This window comes from Ruegeria sp. BHSB056 (assembly GCF_059613305.1).
In genome coordinates this window covers 22,800-43,943 of record NZ_JBXWSG010000021.1, presented here as the reverse complement: position 1 = coordinate 43,943, position 21,144 = coordinate 22,800, and the positions used below count along the sequence as shown (strand labels likewise).

The window sequence follows — 21,144 nt, the reverse complement described above, 5'->3', positions numbered from 1 at the left end:
GGTCAGTTTCACCGCATCCGGCTGACAACTACCGTCACTTCGGGCTTTTTGCCGATTTCCGCTTTTGCCGTCTGACGCACGATCCGGCGCATTTCGTCTTCAAGCTTGTCGTCATCCCGTAGGGTCTTGGCTGCCGCCCGCATCAGGAACTGGTTCAGGTCTTCTTCCAACACCTCGACCAAACCGGCCCGGGACGTTCCGACCTCGGGCAGACCCATCGTATCGCACCACGGTTCGCCCAGCGGCTCGTCTTCTTCGTCCAGAACGACTGTCACAGTTACGTGGCCGTTCAGCGCCATGCGAATACGGTCCCGTACCACACCGTCCATCGCACCGATTTTCACCGTACCGTCCAGATAGGTACGCCCGGTTTCGACATAGTCGACCACCACGGGTGCATTATTGCCGCTGAGATCCAGCATGGTGCCGTTCACGGCCAGCACACCCGTTCTGCCACCCTGCTCAGCCAGTTTGACATGCTCGCGCAGGTGCCGGTGCTCTCCATGCATTGGGATCACAACTTGCGGATCGATCAGCGCGTGCACCTTCTCAAGATCAGGCCGGTTCGCATGGCCAGAGACATGATAGAGGCCCGAGCTGTCATCCACTACATCCACGCCCTTTTCACTGAGCTGGTTCATGATGAAAATCACGCCACGTTCATTTCCGGGAATGGTTTTCGACGAAAACAGGAACAGATCGCCTTCGGACAGTTCCAGACCTCGGTACTTGCCACGGGCCAGTTGCGCACTTGCCGCACGGCGTTCGCCCTGGCTGCCGGTCACGATCAGCATCAGGTTCTGGCGCGGCAGGTCCAACGCCTCTTCTGCGCTGATCACCTTGGGGAAGTCCGACAGGATACCGGTTTCGGTTGCAGCTTCGATCATCCGCCGCATTGCTCGCCCCAACAACACAACTGAACGCCCCGCGCGTGCGCCCGCCTCGGCCAATGTTTTGACCCGTGCCACGTTCGACGCGAAGGTGGTAGCCACAACCATGCCGTTGGCGCTTTCGACCAGTTTGGTAATCTCTGGCCCGACCTCGGATTCCGAACGGCCCGGATGCGCCGAGAAAACATTCGTGCTGTCGCAAACCAACGCCTTGACGCCCGGCTTGGCAATCTCGGCCCACAGGTCGGGATCAAAGGCTTCGCCCACGACCGGGTTTGCATCCAGCTTGAAATCACCCGAGTGCACCACGCGCCCTGCGGGCGTGTCGATGACCAAAGCAGCACTTTCCGGGATCGAGTGTGAAACAGGAAGGAAACCCACCGTAAACGGTCCGACTGAAACCGTTTCAGGCCAAGCGGACACGGTTGTCACCGCATCGGTCGGGTGCGCATATTCTTCCATCTTGCGACGCGCGATATTGGCCGTGAAAGCCCGGGCATAGATCGGAGCTCCCAGAGCCTCATAGCAATGAGCCACCGCGCCGACATGGTCTTCATGCGCATGGGTGATGAAAACGCCATCCAGCCGGTCGGCCCGTTCTTTCAACCATGAAATATCCGCGTAGATCAGGTCGACGCCCGGTGTTGTGTCCATATCGGGAAAGGTGACGCCCAGATCCACCAGGATCAGGCGTTCCTGCCCGGGCTGACCATATCCGTACACATAGGCATTCATGCCAATTTCGCCCGCGCCACCCAGCGGCAGGTAGATCAATCTTTCACTGCTCATATCGAGCCATTTTCCTTGTTGTAGCGATGAATCACGGTCAAGCCGTGCATCGTCAAATCATCCTCGATTACGTCGAACCCCACGTCGGCCTGATCGAACAAGGGGGCCAACCCTCCGGTTCCCACGACTTTCATCGGCATTCCATATTCGGCCTTGATCCGCGCGATCAGCCCTTCGATCAGGCCGGAATATCCCCAATACACACCCGACTGGATACAACCAACCGTATTTGTACCGATCACCTTCTCGGGTCGCGTGATGTCGATATGCGGCAGTGCGGCCGCGCCCTGATGCAAAGCCTCAAGGCTGAGGTTAACACCCGGAGCGATGACGCCCCCCACATAGGCACCGTCCGCGGCGACAACGTCGAAATTTGTTGCGGTACCAAAGTCCACCACGACGACATTGCCGCCATGACGGTCAAATGCGCCGACCGCGTTGGCCAGTCGATCCGGGCCCGGCACAGTTCCTTGATCCACACGCGGCGGCACGGGCAACAGGCAATCCGGCCTTCCCACCACCAGCGGCCTGCACCCAAAAAAGCGATCTGCAAAAATGCGCAGGTTGAACACGACGCGCGGCACGGTCGAGGCAATGATGACATCCGAGATATTCGCCTCGATCCCGTAATGTTTCACCAGCGTCGAATACCAGGTGAAATAGGCGTCCGCCGTGCGTGCGTGATGGGTCGAGGTGCGCAGGGTGCACAGAAATTCCTGACCATCCCAGATCGAGAAGACTGTGTTGGTATTGCCGCAATCAATGGCCAGAAGCATCTGTGCCCCTTTCAGAAATAGACATCCGCCGCAGGAATGCTCACGCGACCTTTGGCGGTGTTTAAGACAAGGTTACCGGCTGCGTCCACCGTTTCGAAGGTCCCAACCGTCTCAGACGTGCCGGTACGGGCCGTGATAACCTCGCCCAGCCGGGCAGCACGGGACAGCCACGCAGTGCGAATGGGTTCGAACCCGTAGGTAACAAACTGAGTTTCATATTTGGCATAGGCCGAGGCAAGCTCGGTCAGAAAATCCTCGGGTGTGACGTTTGCACCGGTTTCCGACAACAGCGAGACGGGACGGATCGCGCCCGGTTCTACCACGTCGGCGTCTGGGGCGCTGGCCAAATTCACGCCAATACCGATCGACAGATGCGCTACACCGCGCCCCTGACCGGCGCTTTCCAGCAAAATACCAGCAAGCTTACCACCGTTCAGCAGTACGTCATTGGGCCATTTCAACGACAACCCCGCGGCACGCCCTGTCACAGAGACGCAAGCGTCAAACAGAGCCAGTGCCGCAACAAAACTGCGCAGTGCCGCCTGTTCTGGTGCACCTTCGGGGCGCATCAAAAGGGTCGCGGCAAGGTTGCCCATGGGGTTGGCCCATGACCGTCCGCGTCGCCCACGCGCAGCCGTCTGATGATGCGCCATGATCCAGACAGGACCACGGGCATTGGGGGCAATCCGCGCCGCTTCGTTGAGTGTGCTATCGACTTCCTGCACCTCGTGCAGGCCATAGCCTTGTGGCCACTTGGTCATATCAAAAAGGCCCGGTCACGCGACCGAGCCCCTCTTTCAGATTGTTCATAACGTTCAGTTGACAAGAGTCGCTGCCGCGGCCGCGGCCGCGCCCTCGATCCCGAACTGATAGAAGACCCCGATCAGCATCAGCGCCGCGGACCCCATCAGGGCGACCCACAGAACAGGTGTCGACCGCGTTTCGATCGGGTCCTCGTTCTCGGCCCCGAAATACATGTAGAACACGATCCGCAGGTAATAGAAGGCGCCAATTACCGATGCGATGGCCGAAACCACAACAAGGCCGGTCAAATCGGCACTTACACCAGCCCGCCAAACACCAAATTTTGCAAAGAAACCCAGCATCGGTGGCACACCGGCAAGCGAGAACATCAGGATCAGAACAGCAAGGGCCTTGCCCGGATCACGTTTGGAATACTGGCGCAGCGCATCAATGTCTGTGACGGGTTTGCCGTCGCGTTCCATCATCAGAATAAACGCAAACGTGCCGATGTTCATGGTCACATAAATCGCCAGATACATCAGCATCGCCTGAATACCCAACTCGGTGCCAGCCGCCAGACCGATCAGCGCATAGCCCATATGGGCAATCGACGAGAACGCCATCAGTCGCTTGATGTCGCGCTGACCAATTGCGGCAACCGCCCCCAGCAGCATCGACAGCACCGACAGCAAAACAATCACTTGCTGCCAATCTTTGACCACGCCTCCGAAAGCGTCATGCAGAAGACGTGCAAACAAGGCCATTGCCGCGACTTTCGGAGCGGTGGCAAAGAAAGCCGTAATTGGCGTCGGCGACCCTTCATAGACATCTGGCGTCCACATATGGAACGGAACCGCCGACACCTTGAATGCCAGACCCGAGATCAGGAAGATCAGGCCAAACAACAGACCAACCGAGACGTCCCCATGATGGACCGTCTGAATAATGCCCGAGAACAGTGTCGTGCCGGTGAACCCATAGACCAGCGACGCACCATACAGCAGCAGACCTGAACTGAGAGCGCCCAGAACAAAGTACTTCAGCCCTGCTTCGGTTGATTTCGCGCTGTCACGACGCAGCGCGGCAACAACATAAAGCGCAAGGGATTGCAGCTCGAGCCCCATGTAAAGAGACATCAGATCGCCTGCGCTGACCATCATCATCATCCCTACGGCGGCAAGAGCCACCAGCAACGGATATTCAAAGCGCAGCAAACCCCGGCGTGCCATGTATTCCTGGCTCATCACCAGTACGGCACCTGCCGACAAAAGGATGGCAACTTTGGCAAAACGCGCGAACCCGTCATCTACGAACATGCCGTTGAAGGCCACGTTGGTACCACTGCCTTGGGTTGCGATCCAGATCGCCAGGACCGCCATCAAGCCCGCTGTGGTCCAGACCAGAACCGAAGCCAGCCCGTCTCTCGAGGTGTAGACAGCCCCCAACAGAGCCACCATCGCATAGATCGCCAGAACGATTTCCGGCAAGATAATTGTCAGATCAGCCTGGATCATGTCTCCAAAGCTCCCTTAATGCGAAGCGGCAGTCTGGGTCGCAGCCTCAGCCGCGGCCAGAGCCGTGTCATAGTTCGAAATGAGTGCCGTCGTCGATTGCCCGATCACATCGGTCACCAGCGACGGGTAGACCCCCAACAGGATCGTCATCACGATCAGCGGGGCAAAAATCAACCGCTCGCGCGAGCTCATGTCGGTCATCGCCTTCAGGCTTTCCTTGATCAGGTCCCCAAAGACAACGCGGCGGTAGAGCCACAACGCGTAGGCTGCCGAGAAGATCACACCGGTCGCCGCAACTGCAGTCACCCAGGTGTTAACCTGGAATGTACCCATGAGTGTCAGGAACTCACCAATAAACCCGCTGGTGCCCGGCAGTCCGACATTGGCCATGGTGAACAGCATGAAGACCAGCGCATAGGCGGGCATCCGGATGACCAGACCGCCATAAGCCTCGATATCGCGGGTGTGCATCCGGTCATAGATCACGCCGACACAGAGGAAGAGCGCGGCAGAGATGAACCCGTGGCTCAGCATCTGGAAAATCGCGCCGTCAATGCCTTGCTGGTTCGCAGCAAAGATGCCCATCGTGACAAAGCCCATATGCGCCACCGAGGAATACGCGATCAGCTTTTTCATGTCTTCCTGCACCAGTGCCACCAGCGAGGTATAGACAACCGCTATGGCTGACATCCAAAGCACAAGATCAGTCATCACCGCCGTGCCAACCGGGAACATCGGCAGGCTGAACCGCAGGAAGCCATAGCCGCCCATCTTCAACAGGATCGCCGCCAGCACGACCGAGCCCGCCGTCGGCGCCTGAACGTGCGCATCGGGCAACCAGGTATGCACCGGCCACATCGGCATTTTCACCGCAAAAGATGCGAAGAAGGCCAGGAACATCAGCGTCTGCATACCGCCGGTGATATAGATGCCCAACACGCTGAAACTCTCGGATGCGAACTGATGGGCCATCAGCGCTTCGATATCCGTAGTGCCTGCGTCAGCATACATTGCAACCATGGCTACCAGCATCAGCACCGAGCCGAGGAAGGTGTAAAGGAAGAACTTGAAGCTGGCATAGATACGATCCTTGCCGCCCCAGATACCGATGATCAGGAACATCGGGATCAGACCTGCCTCGAAGAACAGGTAGAACAGCACAAGATCCAGCGCCATGAACACGCCCAGCATCAGCGTTTCCAGCAGCAAGAAAGCAATCATGTATTCCTTGACGCGGTCTGTCACATTCCAACTGGCCAGAATGGTCAGCGGCATGATGAAAGTGGTCAGCAACACGAACAGAACGCTAATGCCATCCACGCCCATCTTGTATTTCAGACCCATCAGCCATTCACCCTCTTCCACCATCTGGAAGCCGGTGTTCGAAGGATCAAAGCCTGTGTAGATGCCAATTGACACCAGAAACGTCACAGTTGTCGCCAGCAATGCAATCCACTTGGCGTTGCGCTGAGCCGCGACGTCGCTGCCGTGCAGGAACAGCGCCAGAATGCTTGCTGCGATGGCGGGGATAAAGGTGACAATAGATAGGATATTGTCCATTAGTGTGCGCCTCCGCCGATCGACATCCAGGTGACAAGGGCCGCAATGCCCAATACCATCCAGAAGGCGTAAGTAAAGATGTACCCGGTCTGCGCCTTGCCTGCGAGGCGGGTGAAGAAGGGAACAACGCCCATTGCAACCCCATTCAGGAAGCCGTCGATTGTATTGCCGTCACCGCGTTTCCACAGGAACCGGCCAAGGGCGACAGTGGGTTTGACAAAGATCGCGTCGTAGATTTCGTCGAAATACCATTTGTTCAGCAAGAACAGGTACAGCGGACGCTGGTTCGCGGCCAGACGTGCCGGCAGCGATGTGTTCACGATGTAGAACCAATAGGCCACGATAAAGCCAAGCAACATCGCGACGAAGGGTGAAACCTTGACCCATTTCGGGGCCGCATGCGCATCGTCCAGAATGTGGTTGTCCGGCGCCATGTAAAGCGCGCCCTCGCCGGGCTGGCCCGCAAAGAAATAGTGATGATCGCCACCCTTGGCATCCTTCTCACCATGACCCTCATCGGCATGGCCGGCAGCCGCGTGGCTTTCATCGGCATGGCTGTCTTCGCCGTGCGAAGCATCCGCCGCCGCGTGATCACCGGCCTCGGCATGCTCTGAAGCTTCTGCAACCGGAATACCGTAGAATTTGCCGACCTTGTCCGCATGGCCAAAGAAGTTTCCGTACCAGATCATGCCCGCGAATACCGCACCCAGCGACAGAACACCCAGCGGCACCAGCATCACCATCGGGCTTTCATGTGCGTGATCATGCGTGTGCTTGTCGCCGCGCGGCTCGCCATAGAAGGTCAGGAAGATCAGACGCCAGCTGTAGAACGAGGTGAACGCGGCAGCGACGACCAACAACCAGAAGCCATAGCTTGATCCGCCCGCATAGGCGCTTTCGATAATTGCGTCCTTTGACAGGAAACCGGCAAACCCAAAGGTGGTCAGCGGGATGCCAACACCGGTAATCGCCAGGGTACCGATCATCATCGCCCAGAAGGTATAGGGAATCTTTTTGCGCAGACCGCCATACTCGGTCATCTCCTGCTCGTGATGCATCGCGTGGATCACCGAACCGGCCCCAAGGAATAACAGCGCCTTGAAGAAGGCATGCGTGAACAGGTGGAACATCGCTGCCGAATACATGCCGACGCCCGCTGCCACAAACATGTAGCCCAGCTGCGAACAGGTCGAATACGCGATGACACGTTTGATATCGGTCTGAACCAGACCAACAGTAGCAGCGAAGAACGCAGTCGAGGCCCCAAGAACGGTTATGAACCCTGTCGCGCCCGGTGCGAACTCCATCAGCGGGGACATGCGGCAGACCAAAAAGACGCCTGCGGTCACCATGGTCGCAGCGTGGATCAGCGCTGACACAGGCGTCGGGCCTTCCATCGCGTCCGGCAACCATGTGTGCAGGATCAACTGCGCCGATTTACCCATCGCACCGATGAACAGCAGAACGCAGATAACTTCGATCGCGGTCCATTCCCCCCAAAGGAAATGCAGCTTCTCTTCTGCCAGCGCAGGAGCAGAGGCAAAGATATCCGAGAAGTTGATACTGTCGGTCAGGAAGAACAGCGCGAAGATGCCCAGAGCAAAACCAAAGTCGCCAACCCGGTTGACCACAAAGGCCTTGATTGCCGCCGCATTGGCCGAAGGCTTGCGATAATAGAACCCGATCAACAGATATGAGGCGACACCCACGCCTTCCCAGCCAAAGAACATCTGCACCAGATTGTCCGCAGTCACCAGCATCAGCATGGCGAAAGTGAAGAAGGACAGATAGGCAAAGAAGCGCGGCTTATAGCTTTCGCCTTCGCGCCATTGCGGGTCGTGATCCATGTAGCCGAAGGAATACAGGTGCACGAGCGCCGAGACGGTCGTCACAACGATCAGCATGATTGCGGTCAGTCGGTCCAGACGGATGGCCCAGCTTGTCGAAAGCGAACCGCTTTCGATCCAGCGCATGATCTCGATCTGCTGCGTGTGGCCGTCGAAGGTGAAGAACACGATCCAGGACAGCAGACAAGCCAGAAACAGCAGGCCCGTGGCCGTCCACATGGCGGCTTTCTCGCCAATGAACTTCCAGCCGAACCCGCAGAGCAGCGCGCCCACCAGCGGGGCAAAGAGGATGGTGGTTTCCATGTTCCCTTACCCCTTCATCATATTGACGTCTTCAACCGCGATGGTGCCACGGTTGCGGAAGAAACAGACCAGAATGGCCAGACCAATCGCCGCCTCGGCCGCCGCAACGGTCAGCACGAACAGCGTGAACACCTGCCCGACCAGATCGCCGAGGAAACTGGAAAACGCCACGAGGTTGATATTCACCGCCAGCAGCATCAGTTCGATGCTCATCAGCAGGATGATGACGTTCTTGCGGTTCAGGAAGAGACCGAAGATGCCGATGACGAACAGCGTCGCCGCGACCGTGAGATAGTGTTCAAGTCCGATCATTCGTTCCAAGGCTCCATTTTGAAGCGCCGCTTCTTGTTCAAAAGGTCAGGGTAAAGAGAGCGACAAGCGCAGTTTTCGTCCGCCAACTCATCGAAAGATACTCGCTCGTCAGGCACTTGAAACTCGTGTCCAAGCTCCGCAAATTTGTATGAGTATTCCGAACTGACCATTTCCTCAATTTTTGCAGAGAAAGACGCTCGATCATCGTAGTTCACGATTTCACGCCCATCCTCGGCAACTTCCGTGAGATAGGCAGAAACCCTGAAGCGCTGCCCAGTGCTGCAATCAGAAACAACGTAGTTCTCAGAAGAGCCAATCGGAGTCGACGCCGAGGTAGTGAAAACCACAATTCCACCGCCAGCATCGAAATGCCCACTTTCTGCAAAGTGATGGCCGTCAGTCGAACGAGCACAATCAGTCAACTGAATGGCAAAACTCGTCTGCGGCAGAGCCAAAAACAAGGCTATATGGAGAATTCCAGCTCTCACAACCCCTGCCCCGGTTTCACGTCCTTCAGCTCCATCGCCTTGGCCGGGTCGCGCATCATCTGGCCGATAATGTCCTGACGCTTGATGTCTTTGCGGTGGCGCAGAGTCAGAACGATGGCTCCGATCATGGCCACCAGCAGGATCAGGCCCGCCAGTTGGAACAGAAGGAAATATTGATCGTAAAGGATGAGGCCAAGCGCCTCGGTGTTGTGGCGGTCTGCCGGGACCGGCTGGGCCAGATTGGCTGCCGCGCCCTGCGCGCTGTCCCATGCACCGAAGGCCATGACAAACTGCATCAGAATGATCAGACCAATCAGCAGGGCCAGCGGCATATAGCGCGCCATTTCGGCCTTGAGCTCGGCAAAGTCCACGTCCAGCATCATCACCACGAAGAGGAACAGAACCGCGACCGCGCCGACATAGACGATGATCAGCAGCATCGCCACGAACTCGGCCCCCAGCAGCACGAACAAACCCGCCGAGGACAAAAACGCCAGGATCAGCCACAGGACCGAGTGCACCGGCTGGCGGCTGATCACCGTGAACAGCCCGCCGGTGATGGCGCTGATGGCAAACAGGTAGAAGGCAAAGACGGTCATTGATCCTCATCCTCGTTGTCGCCCATGACCTCTTGCGCCAGATCCAGCGCGCGGGTCATGGCCGGAATGCCGGCAAAGACCGACATCTGACCGATCGTTTCCACGATCTCTTGTTTCTTGGCGCCCGCTTCCAGCGCATGACGCACGGTCTGACGCACGGCCGAATCCGCCTGCGCGCCCTGACAGGTCAGCCCGGCCAGCGTCAGCAACAAGCGCGTTTTGGCATCCAGCCCGTCCTTGTTGACGGTGTTGCCGAACATCATCTCCATGACCTCTTTCGGCATGGTCGGCCACAGCGCCTCGAACCCCTTGGGCGAGAAGCTTTCCATCGCCGGGTTCATCGCCTTGGCCATGTCCTGAGCCTGCTTCATCATCAGCTCGAACGGATTTGTCGGGCTGTCAGTCATCGGTACGGCGCGTCCAGTTCCAGATTGCGTGCAATCTCGGCTTCCCAGCGCTCGCCGTTATCCAGCAGTTTTTCCTTGTCATAAAACAGCTCTTCGCGGGTTTCCGTGGCGAATTCAAAGTTGGGGCCTTCGACAATGGCATCAACCGGGCAGGCCTCTTGGCAGAAGCCGCAATAGATGCACTTGGTCATGTCGATGTCATAGCGCGTGGTACGGCGGCTGCCGTCTTCGCGCGGTTCGGCGTCGATGGTTATGGCCTGAGCCGGGCAAACAGCTTCACACAGTTTGCAGGCGATGCAGCGTTCCTCGCCGTTGGGATAGCGACGCAGGGCGTGTTCCCCCCGGAAGCGCGGGGACAGGGGGCCTTTTTCGTGCGGGTAGTTCACGGTGGCCTTGGGTGCGAAGAAGTACTTCATGCCAAGTTTGAAGCCGACCCAAAAGTCTTGCAGCAGGAAGTATTTGGCAGCGCGGGTGTAGTCGATTTGGGTCATATCAGCCTCCTACGCTCCAACGCGCAAACGCGCCCCAGAACCAGTCGAATTTTGCCGCGAAGGCAACAAAAACCACCCAAACGAGGCTGAACGGCAGGAACACTTTCCAGCCCAACCGCATCAGCTGGTCATAGCGGTAGCGGGGTGTGATGGCCTTTACCATCGCGAAGATGAAGAAGAAGAACGCCATCTTTGCAACCATCCACAACACGCCATCGGGCAGGCCCGGGATCGGCGACAGCCATCCGCCGAAGAACAGCAGTGACGTCAGTGCGCACATCAGGAAGATGGCGATGTATTCGCCTGCCATGAACAGCAGGAAAGGCGTGGCCGAGTATTCGACCTGATAACCCGCCACCAGTTCCGATTCCGCTTCGGGCAAGTCAAACGGTGGCCGGTTCGTCTCGGCCAGCGCCGAGATGAAGAACAGGAAGACCATCGGGAAATGCGGCAGCCAGTACCAGCTGAAGAACCCGAACGACCCATCCTGTGCCCGCACGATGTCACCAAAGTTCATCGACCCGGTCGAGATGATCACGCCGATGATGATCAGGCCGATCGAAACCTCATAAGAAATCATCTGCGCGGCCGAGCGCAGCGAGCCCAGGAACGGGTACTTTGAGTTCGACGCCCAACCGCCCATGATCACGCCATAAACCTCAAGCGAGGACACGGCGAAGACATAGAGGATGGCGACGTTGATATCCGACAGGACCCAGCCATCGTTGAACGGGATCACCGCCCAGGCGATCATCGCCAGCACGAAAGAGGTGAGCGGCGCGAGGATGAACACCGTGCGGTCGGCCCCTGCGGGGATCACGACCTCTTTGACGACGTATTTCAACGCATCCGCCACCGATTGCAGCAGGCCATAGACGCCAACCACGTTGGGGCCGCGGCGCATCTGGACAGCGGCCCAGATTTTGCGGTCGCCGTAAACAAGGAACAACAGTGAAATCATCACAAAGGCAACAACGGCAAGCACTTGCGCTAGAATGATGATGGCTATTCCGCCTGGGGTGTTAAAGAATTCAGCCATTGGTCCTCACACCGTGGGTATTCCGTTTTCCGCGCGCGGTGCAAAGGCCAGAAGCCTGCGCAAACTGCGGCTGGGTCGGCGCGTTGGTGTAAACAGCATCTGCCGCCATAGCGCCACCCTTTTTCTTTCGTTTCCCGCACATTTCCGGCGCAGTCAGGTGCGACCCAACCACAGCGCTGGCTTGCGATATGAAACTGCTATGGTTCATTCCGCCGCAATCTTCTCGGCTTTGCGGACCTGCGCCTGCGCCGACAACTCGGCCATCAGTTGCGAGGCCCGTGCGATCGGGTTGGTCAGATAGAAATCCTTGATCGCGTTGCGGAAGGTCGCCTGGCCCAAAGATCCGGCCTCAAGCGCTTGAACCTCGTTCTCGATCACCTCGTCAATGCGGGCCAGATGGGGGACCGCCTCGATCAAGGCTGTGCGCAACTGCGCCAGCGAGTCATAGGGGAGCGTCGCCCCCAGTTCAGCCGACAGCGCACGAAGGATGGCCCAGTTTTCCTTGGCCTCACCCGGCGCAAACCCGGCGCGCATCGCCAGTTGCGGACGGCCTTCCGTATTCACGAACAGACCGTTTTCCTCAGTATAGGCCGCACCCGGCAGGATCACATCTGCGCGGTGTGCGCCCCGATCTCCGTGGCTGCCCTGGTAGATCACAAACGCGCCTTCGCCGATTTCGACCTCATCCGCACCAAGGTTATAGATCACATCCGCAGCATTGATAGCTTCCATGCCGCCTGCGTTTGTGGCGTCCACATCCATCGCGCCCGTGCGCGACGCCGCAGTGTGCAGAATGATCAGGCCGCTTTCCGTATTTGCGGCAATTGTTTGCGCGGCAGCCAGAACAGCGGCTCCATCCGCCTCCTGCAGCGCTCCCTGCCCGATGATGACCAGCGAGCGTTTGCCCCTGATTTCATCGTCGCCCCCCATGTCGACAACCTTTTGCAGCGCCGCGCGGTCACCGCCCACATGATGGTACGCATAAGTCAGATCGACCGCTGGACCTACCAAAGCGACTTCGGCCCCGTGCGCCCACGCCTTGCGGATACGCGCGTTCAAAACCGGTGCCTCATCGCGCGGGTTGGTGCCAATCAGAAGAATACGCTCGGCCGTATCGATGTCTTCAATCGCGGCGGTCCCGGCATATGCGCCACGGTTCCCGGCCGGAAGCTTGGCTCCATCGGTGCGGCATTCGACAACACCGCCCTGCCCTTCGATCATCTGTTTCAATGCGAACGCAGCCTCGACCGGCGCCAGATCACCGACGATACCGGCTGGCTTCTCAGCGCTTTTCAGCGCCTCTGCGGCCTTGGTCAGTGCTTCGGACCATGAGGCCGGGCGCAGCTTGCCGTTTTCACGGATGTAAGGCTTGTCCAGACGCTGACGCCGCAACCCGTCCCAGACAAAGCGGGTTTTGTCACTGATCCACTCCTCGTTCACACCGTCATGATTGCGAGGAAGGAATCGCATCACCTCGCGCCCTTTGGTATCGACACGAATGTTCGATCCCAGCGCGTCCATGACGTCGATGCTTTCGGTCTTGGTCAATTCCCACGGGCGGGCGGTAAACGCATAAGGTTTCGAGGTCAGCGCCCCAACCGGGCACAGGTCGATAATGTTGCCCTGCAGGTTCGAATCCAGCGTCTGGTTCAGATACGAGGTAATCTCGGCATCCTCACCGCGCCCTGTCTGACCCATCTGAGTGATCCCGGCGACTTCGGTGGTGAAGCGCACACAGCGGGTGCAACTGATGCAGCGAGTCATTGCCGTGCCCACAAGCGGTCCCAGATCCAGATCATCGACCGCGCGTTTGGCTTCCTTGAACCGCGAACCGGACAGGCCATAAGCCATCGCCTGATCCTGAAGATCGCATTCGCCGCCCTGATCGCAGATCGGGCAATCCAGCGGATGGTTGATCAGCAGGAACTCCATCACTCCCTCGCGGGCCTTCTTGACCATGGGAGAGTTCGTCTTGACCACCGGCGGCTGCCCTTCCGGCCCCGGACGCAGATCGCGCACTTGCATCGCGCAGGAGGCAGCCGGTTTCGGCGGTCCGCCCACCACTTCTACCAGACACATCCGGCAGTTTCCCGCAATCGACAGACGCTCGTGATAGCAGAAACGCGGCACCTCGACCCCGGCTTGTTCACAAGCCTGTATCAGGGTCATCGCACCATCGACTTCGATTTCCTGCCCGTCGATATTGATCTTGCGGAGGTCAGACATGGCTCTCAGTTCGCTCTCAAATAAACGCCAATGGCGCTGTTTCTTTGGATTTCCTTCTGCCCCAGAGAGCAGAATGTTTTGGGGTTGTCGTAGGACACGCCGTTTTTCGCCAGATAGGCCTCGCCCTTGGCCCGCATCCGATCCTTTTCAGCATCCGACTCGACATAGGAGCGGATTTCTGTGTCCGAGTACCCCAGATTATTCGCTTTGGACCGCAGTCCCCACATCACACTAATCGCTTTCAATCGCCGCCCGCTGATCGATGGGCAGAACTCGGAGATCTCATTTGCAATGGCGATGTAGTAGAGTTCGTTGTCGATCTCTTTGACATCCCTCAAGGGCGGCTTTGCTTCTGCCACCACCGGCAAGGCAATCAACGATGCGAGGGCAACTAGTTTTATGACAGACATGAGTTTTCCTTTCGTCTTGGACTGTCCAAGACGAAGCGGTTCGCTGCTGCTAGGCAATAACACCCCGCGCACCAACCGATGATATGGAAAAACACCGGTCATGGCCGCTGGCAAGTTCCTGCAAATGTCAGTTGATCATCGCTGATGCTGAGCTTCTGCGGGTCAGTGTCCGGGCCCACCTTCCACGCAATCCGCGACGATCCGAAGTTCTGGATGCAGAATTTTGTGCCTTCGTGACGTCCGGCCTCGCGCGCTCCGTCGAGTGAAGCAGAGACGCCTTTGACGACTACCGTAAAGTCCGCGGGCGAGGTTTTCTTGTCGACAACCTTCGCCTTGGTCCTGAAGGACTTGCCGTCGAACAACAACCGATCTGCAGACGGTTTCACCAGACCGCATGCAGAAACACCAGCCAGCGCCAACACAACAATAAGGGCTTTCGGGGCCTTCATACCTTCCCTCTTTGTTTTCTGTTCCACTGCGTCGCTATCAAAACGCCGCCACCAGTGCCATAAGTCCGATCACGACCATGCACGCCCAGCCAATCACATACAGAATTGTCCGCGGACCGCTGCTTGGCTTGCCAATCCCTTTCAGGTGCACCACCAGCATCGCCAAGCGCGCAACCAGCGCCACCGAGGCCAGCAGGTTTACCCAAAACGGGCTGACACCAAGCAAAATCGCCGCTGTAATGACTGTCACAAATGCAGGAAGTGTTTCCGTCCCGTTCAGATAGGCCCGGTTCAGACGATACGCCTTGTCGGCATAATCCTGGTCAGGCGTCGCACCGGGTGCCAGCCCCTTGGCTTGTTTGGCCAGTGCCGAAAACGGAGCCAGAAACAACACAACCAGTGTGAATAGCACAACCGACGCAATTGCGTGGCTATATTCAGCAAACACTTCCATCTTGTTCACTCCGCTGCCATGGCACCCATACGGCCCGATTTCTGAGCCTTGATGCGGTCTTCGATCTCTTCCCGGAAGTTGCGGATCAGGCCCTGGATCGGCCAGGCGGCCGCATCACCCAAGGCACAGATCGTGTGTCCTTCGACCTGTTTTGTCACGTCGAACAGCATGTCGATCTCTTCCAGTTCAGCCTCGCCGCGCACCAGACGATCCATCACACGCATCATCCAGCCGGTGCCTTCGCGACACGGCGTACACTGACCACAGCTTTCATGCTTGTAAAACTTCGACAGGCGCCAGATCGCCTTGATGATGTCGGTGGATTTGTCCATCACAATCACCGCTGCCGTACCCAGACCCGACCCCAGATCGTTGCGCAGGTAATCGAAATCCATGATCGCGTCGCGCATGTTTTCACCGCGCACGCAGGGAACCGAGGACCCACCGGGGATAACCGCCAGCAGATTATCCCACCCGCCGCGAATGCCGCCGCAATGGGTTTCGATCAGCTGTTCGAACGGGATCGACATCGCCTCTTCGACGACACAAGGATTGTTCACGTGGCCCGAGATCGCAAACAGCTTGGTACCAGCGTTGTTCTGACGACCAAATCCAGCGAACCAATCCGCACCCCGACGCAGAATGGTCGGCACCACCGCGATGGATTCCACGTTGTTTACCGTGGTCGGACATCCGTACAACCCCGCACCCGCCGGGAACGGAGGTTTCATCCGCGGCATACCCTTCTTGCCCTCAAGGCTTTCGATCAGGGCGGTTTCCTCGCCACAAATATAGGCCCCTGCCCCGTGATGAAGGAAAAGATCAAAATCCCAGCCCGAACCAGCTGCATTTTTGCCAAGAAGCCCCGCTTCATAGGCCTCATCAATCGCGGCCTGCAATGCCTCACGCTCGCGGATGTATTCGCCGCGCAGGTAGATATAGCAGGTATGTGCGTTCATCGCGAAAGAGGCGATCAGGCAACCCTCGATCAGCGTATGTGGATCATGGCGCATGATCTCACGGTCTTTGCAGGTGCCGGGCTCGGATTCGTCCGCGTTAACCACCAGATAGGAAGGTCGACCGTCGCTTTCCTTTGGCATAAACGACCATTTCAGGCCTGTTGGGAAGCCCGCACCGCCGCGTCCACGCAGCCCGGAATCCTTCATTGTCTGAATGATCCAGTCCCGGCCCTTTTCAATCAGGCCAGCGGTGCCGTCCCAATGCCCGCGGGCTTGCGCGCCTTTCAGCGTGCGTTCGTGCATCCCGTAGATGTTGGTAAAGATCCGGTCCTGATCCTTCAGCATCATTCGTTACCTTCAGCTGTCCTGACGCATGCGCCAGAGTTGAAAAATGTTCACACCCGCATAAATGAATGCCGCCAGAGCAGCAAAATCAAACAGCAGCGCGTGCCGGGCTGTCAAACCCAGCGCGGGGCCAATGAACAGGTTCATGGCAAGCCAGATCACCATCGTCACGGCAATGACGATGCCTATATGTCTGCCCTTTCGGGCTATGGCCTGATCCTTATCCTTGTCCATCATCCCCCGATGCCCGGATGGGGCACCCGTTTAGTCTTTGTAGGTGCCATCTTCCTTGGCACGTTTGGCAAATTCGGTTTCCTCACCCGCCGCAAGCTTAGCTGCCTGTTCAATCCAACCATCGCGTTCGATCCGGCCCTTGAACTTTAACCGCGCATCGACCCAGGCGACCTGTTCCGGTGTCCAGGCTGCGATCTGATCAAAGTGGAAGAATCCCAGCTCGTTCAGCGTCTGCTCCAGCTTGGGGCCTACGCCTTTCAACAGTTTCAGGTTATCTGCCTTGCCGTCGCGCGCGCCTGTGAGTGTTTCGGGCTGGTCCTCTTTCGCTGCCTTCGCCTCAGCGGCCTGTTTCACAGCGGGTTTCGCCGGGGCTGGCGCTTTGGGCGGCTTGGGTGCAGCTTTGGTCGCAGCCGCTTTGCCATCCTTGCCCAACCAAGGGGTCAGGATCGGAACCTCGGTCCCATCTATACGCTTGACCGTATCGCCAATATCGGTGGCCAGTTCGACGCTGGCGTTGTACTGCGTTTTGCCGCTGTCATACTCCGTCAGGCTGGTCAGCCCCTTGAGCGGTTCAGCCGCATAGCGACCATTCTGCGGGCCCGGCGTCGGAACTTTGCCTGCCACCAGATCATCAAGGATCTTGCCAAAGCTCTCGGCGGTCAGGTCTTCGTAGTAATCCTTGCCGATCTGCGCCATCGGCGCATTGGTGCAGGAGCCAAGGCATTCGACCTCTTCCCAGCTCAGCTTGCCATCGGCGGACAGCACGTGTGGCTTGGCCGCGATCTTCTCCTTGCAGACAGCGATCAAGTCCTCGGCCCCGCAGATCATGCAAGAGGTCGTGCCACAAACCTGAATATGCGCAGCCGACCCAACGGGTTGCAGTTGGAACATGAAGTAAAACGAAGCAACCTCAAGCACACGGATATAGGCCATACCCAGCATGTCGGCGACGGATTCAATCGCCGGACGGCTCAGCCATCCCTCTTGTTCCTGCGCGCGCCACAGAAGCGGGATGACCGCGCTGGCCTGACGGCCCTCGGGGTATTTCGTGATCTGCGCTTCGGCCCATTGCTGGTTGGCAGTGGTGAAGGCAAAGCTTTCAGGTTGTTCGGGATGAAGACGGCGGAGCATTAGCGGTCAATCTCTCCAAATACGACGTCCATGGTGCCGATGATGGCGGCGACGTCGGCCAGTTGGTGGCCTTTGGCAACGTGGTCCATGGCTTGCAAGTGCAGGAAGCCCGGTGCGCGCAGTTTGGCGCGGTAGGGTTTGTTGGTGCCGTCGGCGACCAGATAGACGCCGAACTCGCCCTTGGGGGCCTCGACGGCGGCATAGACTTCGCCCGCAGGCACGTGGAAGCCCTCGGTATACAGTTTGAAGTGATGGATCAGGCTCTCCATCGAGGTCTTCATGTCTGACCGCTTCGGCGGGGTGATCTTGCCGCGTGCCAGAACGTCACCGGGACACTCGCGGATTTTGGCGATGGCCTGACGGATGATCAGCAGCGACTGGCGCATTTCTTCCATGCGCACCAGATAGCGGTCATAACAGTCGCCGTTCTTGCCGACCGGGATCTGAAACTCGAACTCGTCGTAGCACTCGTAGGGTTGCGCGCGGCGCAGGTCCCAGGCCAGCCCCGATCCACGGACCATCACGCCCGAGAAGCCGTATTTCTGGATGTCATCTTCGGTGACAATCCCAATATCGGCGTTACGCTGTTTGAAGATGCGGTTTTCGGTCAGCAGACCGTCAATGTCATCCAGAACTGCAGGGAATTCGTGGCTCCATGCCTCAATATCGTCCAGCAATTCCGGCGGCAGGTCCTGATGCACACCACCGGGGCGGAAATAAGCGGCGTGCAGGCGGGCGCCACAGGCACGCTCATAAAACACCATCAACTTTTCGCGCTCTTCAAAGCCCCAAAGCGGCGGGGTCAGCGCGCCCACATCCATCGCCTGCGTGGTGACGTTCAGCAGGTGGTTCAGGATGCGCCCGATCTCGGAATACAGAACCCGGATCAGCGAGCCACGGCGCGGCACCTCGACCCCGGTCAGCTTTTCAATGGCCAGGCACCAGGCATGTTCCTGGTTCATCGGTGCCACATAGTCCAGACGGTCGAAATACGGCAGGTTCTGCAGATAGGTCCGGCTTTCCATCAGCTTTTCGGTGCCACGGTGCAGCAAGCCGATATGCGGGTCGCAGCGCTCGACAATCTCGCCGTCCAGCTCAAGCACAAGACGCAAAACCCCGTGCGCCGCCGGGTGTTGCGGGCCGAAGTTGATGTTGAAATTGCGGATCTTCTGCTCGCCGCTCAGCGCGTCCGTGCTGCCGTCATCGTATCTTGAGCCGTCCATCAACGCCCTCGTTTCTTCTTTGCTTCGGCCCGAACCCGGACCTTTTCCGCCTCGGTCGCCTTGACCGCAGCTCCGGCCAGTAGAACCCCTAACGCGCCCAGTATGATCAACTCACCCATCATCTCAGCGGCGCTCCAACTCTTGCAGTTTCAGCCCGACCCACCACAACAACGCGATCGTGCCAAAGGGAACCAGACACAGAAGGCACCAGTATTTGTTGATCCCGAAGAACGGCAAAATCTTCACCATCGGAATGATGGTTAGCGCAGACAGGATCAGCCACCAGATGCCACCCATTATTCGGTCTCCTGCTTTTCATCCCCCGGCAAAATATAGTTCGCGCCTTCCCATGGGGACATGAAATCAAATTGACGGTATTCCTGCACCAGCGAGACCGGCTCATAGACCACACGCTTTTGCGCCTCGTCATAGCGGACTTCGGTGTAGCCAGTGGTCGGGAAATCCTTGCGCAGAGGATAGCCGCGGAAACCATAGTCCGTCAGGATGCGCCGCAGGTCCGGATGGCCCGAGAATAGGATACCGAACATGTCGAACACTTCGCGTTCAAACCAGTTGGCCGAGGGGTGCACGTCGACGATTGAAGGCACCATATCCTCTTCCCGGATCGAAACCCGCAGGCGGATGCGCTGGTTCTGGTACATCGACAGGAAGTGATAAACCACATCGAACCGCTTGGCGCGTTCGGGGTAGTCGACACCGGTGATGTCCACCAGAGTCGAGAACTTGCAGTTCTGGTCAGTCTTCAGGAACTCGACAAATTCCACAAGGTTCGACTGGGCCACATCGACGTTCAGTTCGCCATGGGTCACATCCCAGGACAGAACACAATCGGCCCTCTTCAGTTCAAGCTGCGCGCCGAGTTCTTCGAGTGCTTCGCTCATCTACCCTTCCCCTCAGCGTACAATTGTGCCGGTGCGGCGGATTTTGCGTTGTAGCTGTAGCAGACCGTAAAGCAGCGCCTCGGCGGTCGGAGGGCAGCCGGGCACATAAATATCCACCGGAACAACCCGGTCACAGCCGCGCACGACGGAATAGGAATAGTGATAGTAACCACCGCCATTCGCGCAGGACCCCATCGAGATCACATAGCGCGGCTCGGGCATTTGGTCGTAAACCTTGCGCAAGGCAGGGGCCATCTTGTTGGTCAACGTGCCAGCCACGATCATCACGTCAGATTGGCGCGGAGAGGCGCGCGGGGCGATACCGAAACGTTCCGCATCATAGCGCGGCATCGAGGTGTGCATCATTTCAACCGCGCAGCAGGCCAGACCAAAGGTCATCCAGTGCAGCGAACCGGTACGGGCCCAGTTGATGATATCCTCGCTCGAGGTCAGCAGGAAACCTTTGTCCTGCAACTCTGCATTCAGGGCCTGGGTCGCGACTTCCTTGTCGACACCAGCGGTGTTTGCACCCGTCATCACTCCCATTCCAGGGCCCCTTTCTTCCATTCATAGGCAAAGCCAATGGTCAGCACTGCCAGGAACACCATCATGGACCAGAACCCGACATCGCTGATATCGCGGAACCCGACGGCCCATGGGAACAGGAATGCGATCTCAAGATCGAAGATAATGAAGAGAATCGAGACCAGATAGAATCGGACGTCGAATTTCATTCGCGCATCGTCGAAGGCGTTGAAGCCACACTCATATGCGCTGACCTTTTCGGGGTCGGGATTGCGGACAGCCAGTACAACGGCGGCAAGAATCAGGACGATTCCAAGGCCTACGGCAACGGCCAGAAACACCAGAATCGGGAGGTACTCCCGCAGCAGGTCTTCCACGAATAGCTCCTTTCTTGCGCACGCATCTTGTCGGGTGCGCCGTCAATTGGCGTGTTGACTGGACATTCTCTATCCCTGCCGGGTCAGAGGGTCAACCGAACACAGCCCCGTTCACCATCAAACATACGCTTGACAGCGCGGCATAGAATC

The 21,144-nt window shown here is 58.0% G+C and carries 25 protein-coding genes; all 25 read right to left on the bottom strand.

The features are described from left to right. Positions 1 to 8 precede the first annotated feature (8 nt). The 25 genes from AC2FND_RS07835 to AC2FND_RS07715 all read right to left on the bottom strand — a co-directional run bounded on the left by AC2FND_RS07835 (position 9) and on the right by AC2FND_RS07715 (position 20,994). Entirely contained in the window at positions 9 to 1,679 is a 1,671-nt protein-coding gene (locus AC2FND_RS07835) for a ribonuclease J (RefSeq protein WP_496768958.1), read from the bottom strand. Continuing rightward, entirely contained in the window at positions 1,676 to 2,455 is a 780-nt protein-coding gene (locus AC2FND_RS07830; protein WP_209504438.1) for a type III pantothenate kinase, read from the bottom strand. Before AC2FND_RS07830 ends, AC2FND_RS07835 begins: the two co-directional genes overlap by 4 nt. A gap of 11 nt (positions 2,456 to 2,466) precedes the next feature. Next, on the bottom strand, positions 2,467 to 3,216 hold the full coding sequence (locus AC2FND_RS07825; protein WP_496768957.1) for a biotin--[acetyl-CoA-carboxylase] ligase: 750 nt from the start codon (positions 3,214 to 3,216) through the stop codon (positions 2,467 to 2,469). A gap of 54 nt (positions 3,217 to 3,270) precedes the next feature. Beyond that, positions 3,271 to 4,713 (bottom strand): NADH-quinone oxidoreductase subunit NuoN, encoded by a 1,443-nt coding sequence (gene nuoN / locus AC2FND_RS07820; protein ID WP_209597664.1) that lies wholly within the window; start codon positions 4,711 to 4,713, stop codon positions 3,271 to 3,273. A 15-nt stretch (positions 4,714 to 4,728) separates the two neighbouring features. Beyond that, positions 4,729 to 6,273 carry an NADH-quinone oxidoreductase subunit M gene (locus tag AC2FND_RS07815; protein ID WP_496768956.1) on the bottom strand — a complete coding sequence of 515 codons (1,545 nt, stop codon included), beginning with the start codon at positions 6,271 to 6,273 and terminating at the stop codon, positions 4,729 to 4,731. Continuing rightward, positions 6,273 to 8,423: an NADH-quinone oxidoreductase subunit L gene (nuoL, locus tag AC2FND_RS07810; RefSeq protein WP_496768954.1), complete on the bottom strand. Its 2,151-nt coding sequence runs from the start codon at positions 8,421 to 8,423 to the stop codon at positions 6,273 to 6,275. The genes AC2FND_RS07815 and nuoL overlap by 1 nt, the downstream gene beginning before the upstream one ends. A gap of 6 nt (positions 8,424 to 8,429) precedes the next feature. Beyond that, positions 8,430 to 8,735, bottom strand: coding sequence for an NADH-quinone oxidoreductase subunit NuoK (gene nuoK, locus AC2FND_RS07805; protein ID WP_005984024.1), 306 nt, complete (start codon positions 8,733 to 8,735; stop codon positions 8,430 to 8,432). Continuing rightward, positions 8,732 to 9,223 (bottom strand): hypothetical protein, encoded by a 492-nt coding sequence (locus tag AC2FND_RS07800; RefSeq protein WP_496768953.1) that lies wholly within the window; start codon positions 9,221 to 9,223, stop codon positions 8,732 to 8,734. Before AC2FND_RS07800 ends, nuoK begins: the two co-directional genes overlap by 4 nt. Next, positions 9,220 to 9,822 (bottom strand): NADH-quinone oxidoreductase subunit J, encoded by a 603-nt coding sequence (locus AC2FND_RS07795; protein WP_480910080.1) that lies wholly within the window; start codon positions 9,820 to 9,822, stop codon positions 9,220 to 9,222. The genes AC2FND_RS07800 and AC2FND_RS07795 overlap by 4 nt, the downstream gene beginning before the upstream one ends. Beyond that, complete coding sequence (locus AC2FND_RS07790) at positions 9,819 to 10,229, bottom strand: carboxymuconolactone decarboxylase family protein (RefSeq protein WP_152458579.1); 411 nt, start codon at positions 10,227 to 10,229, stop codon at positions 9,819 to 9,821. Before AC2FND_RS07790 ends, AC2FND_RS07795 begins: the two co-directional genes overlap by 4 nt. Continuing rightward, positions 10,226 to 10,720, bottom strand: coding sequence for an NADH-quinone oxidoreductase subunit NuoI (gene nuoI / locus AC2FND_RS07785; protein WP_496768951.1), 495 nt, complete (start codon positions 10,718 to 10,720; stop codon positions 10,226 to 10,228). The genes AC2FND_RS07790 and nuoI overlap by 4 nt, the downstream gene beginning before the upstream one ends. Position 10,721: 1 nt before the next feature. Next, positions 10,722 to 11,759, bottom strand: coding sequence for an NADH-quinone oxidoreductase subunit NuoH (gene nuoH / locus AC2FND_RS07780; protein WP_117868407.1), 1,038 nt, complete (start codon positions 11,757 to 11,759; stop codon positions 10,722 to 10,724). A 204-nt stretch (positions 11,760 to 11,963) separates the two neighbouring features. Next, positions 11,964 to 13,985, bottom strand: a complete 2,022-nt coding sequence (gene nuoG, locus AC2FND_RS07775; protein ID WP_496768949.1) for an NADH-quinone oxidoreductase subunit NuoG — start codon at positions 13,983 to 13,985, stop codon at positions 11,964 to 11,966. A 5-nt stretch (positions 13,986 to 13,990) separates the two neighbouring features. Continuing rightward, positions 13,991 to 14,497, bottom strand: a complete 507-nt coding sequence (locus AC2FND_RS07770) for a DUF5333 domain-containing protein (RefSeq protein WP_480506307.1) — start codon at positions 14,495 to 14,497, stop codon at positions 13,991 to 13,993. After that, positions 14,494 to 14,844, bottom strand: a complete 351-nt coding sequence (locus tag AC2FND_RS07765) for a hypothetical protein (RefSeq protein WP_209504448.1) — start codon at positions 14,842 to 14,844, stop codon at positions 14,494 to 14,496. Before AC2FND_RS07765 ends, AC2FND_RS07770 begins: the two co-directional genes overlap by 4 nt. A 37-nt stretch (positions 14,845 to 14,881) precedes the next feature. Beyond that, positions 14,882 to 15,298, bottom strand: coding sequence for an MAPEG family protein (locus tag AC2FND_RS07760; protein WP_480773239.1), 417 nt, complete (start codon positions 15,296 to 15,298; stop codon positions 14,882 to 14,884). Positions 15,299 to 15,303: 5 nt separating this feature from the next. Further along, complete coding sequence (gene nuoF, locus AC2FND_RS07755) at positions 15,304 to 16,602, bottom strand: NADH-quinone oxidoreductase subunit NuoF (RefSeq protein ID WP_496768975.1); 1,299 nt, start codon at positions 16,600 to 16,602, stop codon at positions 15,304 to 15,306. A 12-nt stretch (positions 16,603 to 16,614) separates the two neighbouring features. Then, positions 16,615 to 16,836, bottom strand: a complete 222-nt coding sequence (locus AC2FND_RS07750) for a DUF5337 domain-containing protein (RefSeq protein WP_209598087.1) — start codon at positions 16,834 to 16,836, stop codon at positions 16,615 to 16,617. A gap of 30 nt (positions 16,837 to 16,866) precedes the next feature. Then, positions 16,867 to 17,967, bottom strand: coding sequence for an NADH-quinone oxidoreductase subunit NuoE (gene nuoE, locus AC2FND_RS07745; protein ID WP_496768946.1), 1,101 nt, complete (start codon positions 17,965 to 17,967; stop codon positions 16,867 to 16,869). Next, the gene (locus tag AC2FND_RS07740) at positions 17,967 to 19,190 is read right to left on the bottom strand and encodes an NADH-quinone oxidoreductase subunit D (protein ID WP_209504451.1); all 1,224 of its coding nucleotides are present in this window, start codon (positions 19,188 to 19,190) and stop codon (positions 17,967 to 17,969) included. Before AC2FND_RS07740 ends, nuoE begins: the two co-directional genes overlap by 1 nt. After that, complete coding sequence (locus AC2FND_RS07735) at positions 19,190 to 19,312, bottom strand: hypothetical protein (protein ID WP_280923171.1); 123 nt, start codon at positions 19,310 to 19,312, stop codon at positions 19,190 to 19,192. The genes AC2FND_RS07740 and AC2FND_RS07735 overlap by 1 nt, the downstream gene beginning before the upstream one ends. A 1-nt stretch (position 19,313) precedes the next feature. Beyond that, positions 19,314 to 19,487: a hypothetical protein gene (locus AC2FND_RS07730; protein ID WP_010442775.1), complete on the bottom strand. Its 174-nt coding sequence runs from the start codon at positions 19,485 to 19,487 to the stop codon at positions 19,314 to 19,316. After that, positions 19,487 to 20,092, bottom strand: a complete 606-nt coding sequence (locus tag AC2FND_RS07725; RefSeq protein WP_496768944.1) for an NADH-quinone oxidoreductase subunit C — start codon at positions 20,090 to 20,092, stop codon at positions 19,487 to 19,489. Before AC2FND_RS07725 ends, AC2FND_RS07730 begins: the two co-directional genes overlap by 1 nt. Positions 20,093 to 20,104: 12 nt before the next feature. Continuing rightward, complete coding sequence (locus AC2FND_RS07720; RefSeq protein ID WP_209504454.1) at positions 20,105 to 20,638, bottom strand: NuoB/complex I 20 kDa subunit family protein; 534 nt, start codon at positions 20,636 to 20,638, stop codon at positions 20,105 to 20,107. After that, entirely contained in the window at positions 20,629 to 20,994 is a 366-nt protein-coding gene (locus tag AC2FND_RS07715; RefSeq protein ID WP_209504455.1) for an NADH-quinone oxidoreductase subunit A, read from the bottom strand. Before AC2FND_RS07715 ends, AC2FND_RS07720 begins: the two co-directional genes overlap by 10 nt. Positions 20,995 to 21,144 lie beyond the last annotated feature (150 nt).